The following is a 5,256-nucleotide window of genomic DNA, read 5'->3' on the forward strand; positions in this document are numbered from 1 at the left end:
GGGTGGCGCAGACGGGCATGCCGCCGGGTCAAGGTGCGGCCCGCACCCCCGCGTACGCGGGCGCCGAGGCCCGGCGGCATGCCCGCGAGGGGGTGGCCGTAGGCCGTACCGGCTCCGCCGGTGACCTGGGGCCCCTCGGGGGAGCCCAGGGGGAGCAGGTTTCCGGCGTACGCCGGGTCGCGTACCGCGACGCCCTCGCCATGCGGAATGGCCTCCCCCTCGCTCCCCTGACGGCGGAGCGGTCCCCGCCAACGTCATTCACCCAATAATCCCCACCAGCGAAGAAGGGCGCACCGCCGTGCGCCCCTACAGGGTGGGATATTTAGCGCTGGGTGGCAGGTTTCGCGGCCTCCTGGGCTTTGACGGCCTCGAGCTGCCCCTGCCGCGCGAAGTCGATGGCCTCGCCCAGGATGCGGGCGGCCTCCTGCGGCGCGTGGAAGCCCAGCGAGTTCTCGGCGTTGACGTAGTCGGTGCGCCACTGGGCCGAGCGCTGGAGCTCGCGGGCCTTTTTCAGCGCTTCATCCGAGGCCCCGGCAGCCTGCGCGGCCTGGATGGCCCGGATCAGGTCCACCACCGCGTCCTCGGCGGAGTCCATGAGCTTCTTGGTGCGGCCCTGGATGGTCTCGACGCGGGCCTTGATCTCCTCCTCGGGGTAGTTGTGGCAGGTCTGGCAGGCCTGGGCCACGTTCAGCATGGGGCTGCGCACGTGGTGGTTGGAGACCTTGACCGCGCCCACCCGCTGGTAGGGCATGTGGCAGTCGGCGCAGGCCACGCCCGAGCGCGCGTGGATGCCCTGCGACCACAGCTCGAACTCGGGGTGCTGGGCCTTGAGCACGTCGGCGCCGGAGTCCTTATGGGTCCAGTCCTTCCAGTTGACGTCCTTGTAGTGCTGCTCGATCTGCTCGACCTTGAGCCCGTTGTGCCAGGGGAAGGTGAGGGTCTTGTCGGGCGGGGCGAAGTGGTACTCCACGTGGCACTGCCCGCAGACCATCGAGCGCATCTCCTGGCGCGTGGCGTCGGTGTTGGGGTCGTACTCCTTCTTGCGGTCGCCCTGGCGCCAGCGCTCGAGGCTGGGCAGGTGGGGCACGGGGTCGTCGGACTTCGCCAGCGCCCGGATGCCGTTGATGAAGGCCGGGCGGGTCACGCGGATGGACATGGTCTTGGGGTCGTGGCAGTCGATGCAGCTCACCGGGTGCTCGACGAGCTGGGTGGCCTCGGCGTAGGGCATCTTGTTGATCTCCTCGAAGCCCTTGAAGATGGCCTCCATGAAGTGTGCGTCGTCTTTGGGGATGCCCGCCTTCACCCCGGCCTCGCGGAAGGCGGTGACCACGCTGGCGTGGCAGTTGAGGCAGGCGCCGGGCTGCTTGAACTGCCGGACCCGCTCGGTCTCGCGCTGGTCGGTGAGCATGTAGGCGTGGCCCCGGTCCTCGCGGAAGTCCACCGCGAAGGGGTAGCCGTTCCACAGGATGCGCAGCCGGGGGTCCTGGTCGAGCTTCTGTATGGCCTCCGAACCGCCGTAGCGCGTGCGCACGGTGTCCACGGTGCGCTTGTAGGAGTCGTACTGCAGGGGGAAGTTCTTGCCCCAGACCTCGGGGTCGGTGGTGTCGTCGGTGATGTCGGCCACCCGGAACACCGTCTCGCGGGCCTCGGCCTTGCGGGTGTTGATGTTGTTGAGCAGGGCCAATATCCCGATCGTGCCCAGCAGGGCAAAGACTGCGACCACCGCGCTGACCCAAATCCATCGTCTCGCCATAATTTCCCCCGGTTACTCGCCGTGCCCCACGCCCCGGTGGCAGTGCACGCAGCCGAACGAGCCGTCGCCCGCCGACTGGAAACCCGCGTGGGCGTCCTGGAAAGCGGTCTGGGCTTGCAAAACCCCGCCGATGAGCCCCTGGTGGCACTGCACGCAGTTGTGCTCCACCACCGCCGCGCTGCGCCGCCCGATCTGGATGGGCTCGTGGAAGTCCTGCATGGTGAAGGCCCTCGAGTGGTTCCACCCGTGCTCGACCTTGGTGAGGTACTTGCCGATGAAGTCGTGGGGCAGGTGGCAGTCCACGCACACCGCCACGTGGTGGTGGCTGGCCTTCTGCCAGCCGTCGTAGACCTCGCGCATGATGTGGCAGTTGACGCAGGCTTTGGGGTCGTTGGAGAGGTAGGACAGCGCCTCGGCGTGCCGGGCCGTGTACAGCCCGGCCCCGCCCAAAACGCCCACCAGCCCGGCGGCCACCACGACGACGCCCCCGCGCCTGAGCCACTGCGATAGCCTGGACCAACCCTGCCGCATCCGCCCTCCTCGAGACGCTGGATTCTTGCCGCTAGCCCGCCGGCTCAGGGCACGGCTCGAGCCAAATACCTGCCGGACTGCTCCACAACAGAGCGTACCGCCCCGACTCGACCGGCACTTAGGGATAGATGTCCCGGTAACGCGATATCTACCAGCTTATCAAAAGGATTCCAGGCAGGCCAGCCCGGCTCGGGGCCGTTCTCACGTTCAGTACCAGGGGGTCGTGAGCAGGGGCAACGGGCTCACCAGCGGCTCGGCGTAGCCCACCCCCAGGTAGTTGCCCCACTGGCGGCGTAGGGCCTTGCGGGCCTCCACCCCGGCCAGGCTCACCGTCTCGGAGGCGGCCTCGCCGAAGAATTGGCTGCGGTGGGCCAGAACCGCAGCCTCCCAGGCGTCGATGTAGGCCGAGACGTCAACGAGCAGGGTGGGCGTGACGGGGTAGTTGCCGGGGTAGAAGAAGAGCCTCGAGACCCGGTGCGCCTCCCCTTCGACCCGCGCGCGGGGCAGCGCGGCGAAGTGCGCGGCGCTGCGGCAGAGGTAATGAGCGCCCGTGTGGTCGGGGTGGCGGTCGGACTCGTGCGGCACGATCAGCACCGCGGGGCGCAGCTCGCGCAGGGCGTGGGCGAGGCGGGCGACCTGCTCGGGGGTGTCCCGCAAGGAGCCGTCGGGGAAGCGCAGGTTGCCGCGGTAGTCCAGGCCCAGGATGCGGGCGGCCTCCGCGGCCTCCTCCAGGCGCTCTTCGGGGGTGCCCTTGGTGCTCATCTCGCCGAGGCTGAGCTCGAGGATGCCCGTGCTCAGGCCTTCGGCCTTGGCGCGGGCCAGCAGCCCCCCGCAGCCCAGCTCGGCGTCGTCGGGGTGGGGGGCGATCACCAGCAGGTCGAGCGACACGCTATGGTTTATACCAGAAAAGCCCAAGCAGACCCCGCGGCCAAGGGCTGTGACATTTGAACAATTCGATGAACGATTGCTCAGGGCGGGCGCTCTCACCGGGCGCTAGGATGATAGGGTATGCAGGCTACGGTCGGTACAGGAATCGCCGAGGTGGAGCGGCTGATCTCCGAGGGGCAGCGCTTGCAGCAGCAGTTGGGCGAGCTCGGCGAGGTGCTGCGCCAGACCGCGCTCCAGCTCGAGCAGGGCACCCCGGCCCAGTCGGGGGTGACTTCGCAGCTCGTGGAGGTGTCGCGGCTGCTGGAGGGCTGGTACGGCCAGGCCCAGGAGCTGCTCGGCAAGAGCCCCGACGAGCTGGTGCTGCCCAAGGTGATGGAGGCCTTGCACGGCCACAAGCACCAGCTCGAGCTCGCCCAGATCCGCCAGCAGGCCCTGGACGTGCTCGAGGACATCAGCGCCCTGACCCACACGGGGGCCGAGGAGTTCCTGCCGCTCTCGGGGCTGCAGTTCGACGCCCTGAGCCTGCTGCGCGACATCCAGACCGCCCCGGTCCCCGGCGAGACCGCCCGCGCCCTCGCCGCCGGGAAGCACCCCTACAACGCCCTGCTGCGCCTGGCCCTCGAGCCCGCCCTCCCCAACGACGAGTGGCTGAGCCTGCTGCAGCACCTCAGCCAGGAGCTCGGCACCGAGCTCGCGGTGGCGGCTGCGCGGGGGCAGTTGGTGCTGGGAGGGGGCTAGGGTCGGTAGCCGGGCGCTGGGCGGGGGTCGTGGGTCCTGCGTCGTACGTCCTACGTCGTACGCCGAACGCAAGACGCCGGTCGTAGGTCGTACGTCCTACGTCGTACACAAAAAACCAAACGCAGAACGCCTTAGACCCTCGACCCTCGACAACCACGGGCCTCGAGGCTTCCGCTGATGGCCCGGAGCTACCCGGCGCTCGAGGTCTCCGTCGCCGGGGCTTCGGGTTTTACCCGCTCGCCGAAGCGGCGCTCGTTGCCGGCTTGCAGGCGGCGGTAGTTCTCGCGGTGGGTCCAGAAGATGAGCAAGGCCAGCAGGGCCAGCGTCACGACCTCCCACAAGGGGCGTCCCAGCGCGATGGCGACGATCACCCCGGACACGGCGCCCACCATGCTCCCCGCCGAGACGTAGCGGGTGAGCCAGATCACGCAGATGCCGATGGGGAGGATCATCAGGCCCACCAGGGGGTCGAGCACGACGGTGGTGCCCATGCTCGTCGCCACGCCCTTGCCCCCCCGGAAGCGCAGGAAGACCGAGTAGTTGTGCCCGAGCACCGCGGACACCGCGACCAGGCCGAGTTGCAGCCCGTCCAGGCCGAACAGCCGGGCGATGAGCAGGGCGATGCCGCCTTTGAAGACGTCGAAGAAGGCCACGACCAGGGCCGGGCCCCAGCCCAGCGTGCGCAGGATGTTGGTGGCGCCGGTGTTGCCCGAGCCGACTTTCTGGATGTCCACGCCGTAGGTGCGGGCCACCCAGGCCCCGGCGGGGATGCTGCCGAAGAGGTAGGCGAGCAGCATGATGATCAGCGTTTCCACAGCTTCCCTATTCTAGCGTGCCCTTTTCTGGCCTTCGTCCAAGGGCAGGTGAAGGCGGCGTTCAGGCCTGAAGGGCTGCCTCACTACCCTATGCTGGAGGCGTGAACGACCTCGACAGCGCCCGCCAACGCCTCAAGAGCGCCCGCCGCGTGGCCGTGCTGACCGGCGCGGGCATCTCCAAACCCTCGGGCATCCCCACCTTCCGCGACGCCGCCGGGCTTTGGAAGGACTTCGACCTCGAGGAGTACGCCACCCCCAGCGCCTACGCCAAGAACCCGCAGAAGGTGTGGGAGTGGTACGCCTGGCGCTACAAGAACGTGCTCGAGGCCAGGCCCAACCCCGCCCACGAGGGGCTGGTGCGGCTGGAGGAGAGCCTGGGCGAGGGCTTTTTGCTGGTGACGCAGAACGTCGACGGCCTGCACCGCCGGGCCGGCTCGAGGCGCGTGGTCGAGCTGCACGGCAACATCACCCAGGGCCGCTGCGAGCGCTGCGGGGGACGCTTCCCCCTGCCCGCCCCGTCCGACTTCACCC

The 5,256-nt window shown here is 69.2% G+C and carries 6 protein-coding genes; 2 read left to right on the forward strand and 4 right to left on the reverse strand.

Annotated elements, in window-relative coordinates; translation table 11 throughout:
- Window positions 1-322: 322 nt before the first annotated feature.
- The 3 genes from Mterra_RS18520 to bshB1 form a co-directional block, all read right to left on the reverse strand.
- Window positions 323-1,753, reverse strand: coding sequence for an ammonia-forming cytochrome c nitrite reductase subunit c552 (locus Mterra_RS18520; RefSeq protein WP_119316486.1), 1,431 nt, complete (start codon window positions 1,751-1,753; stop codon window positions 323-325).
- Between the two features lie 12 nt (window positions 1,754-1,765).
- Window positions 1,766-2,284 (reverse strand): cytochrome c nitrite reductase small subunit, encoded by a 519-nt coding sequence (nrfH, locus tag Mterra_RS18525; RefSeq protein ID WP_119316487.1) that lies wholly within the window; start codon window positions 2,282-2,284, stop codon window positions 1,766-1,768.
- Window positions 2,285-2,491: 207 nt separating this feature from the next.
- Complete coding sequence (gene bshB1 / locus Mterra_RS18530; protein ID WP_119316488.1) at window positions 2,492-3,172, reverse strand: bacillithiol biosynthesis deacetylase BshB1; 681 nt, start codon at window positions 3,170-3,172, stop codon at window positions 2,492-2,494.
- Window positions 3,173-3,292: 120 nt separating this feature from the next.
- On the opposite strand from bshB1, the gene Mterra_RS18535 reads away from it, so the two are divergent.
- Complete coding sequence (locus Mterra_RS18535; RefSeq protein WP_119316489.1) at window positions 3,293-3,910, forward strand: hypothetical protein; 618 nt, start codon at window positions 3,293-3,295, stop codon at window positions 3,908-3,910.
- A gap of 188 nt (window positions 3,911-4,098) precedes the next feature.
- On the opposite strand, the gene plsY is transcribed toward Mterra_RS18535, so the two are convergent.
- A complete protein-coding gene (gene plsY, locus Mterra_RS18540; protein WP_119316490.1) occupies window positions 4,099-4,707 on the reverse strand; it encodes a glycerol-3-phosphate 1-O-acyltransferase PlsY in 609 nt (202 codons plus the stop codon).
- A 119-nt stretch (window positions 4,708-4,826) separates the two neighbouring features.
- Here plsY and Mterra_RS18545 point away from each other — a divergent pair.
- The coding region (locus Mterra_RS18545) for an SIR2 family NAD-dependent protein deacylase (protein WP_338025085.1) at window positions 4,827-5,256 on the forward strand (430 nt) is incomplete at its 3' end.

It is taken from the genome of Calidithermus terrae, from assembly GCF_003574345.1.
Taxonomy (GTDB): Bacteria; Deinococcota; Deinococci; order Deinococcales; family Thermaceae; genus Calidithermus; species Calidithermus chliarophilus.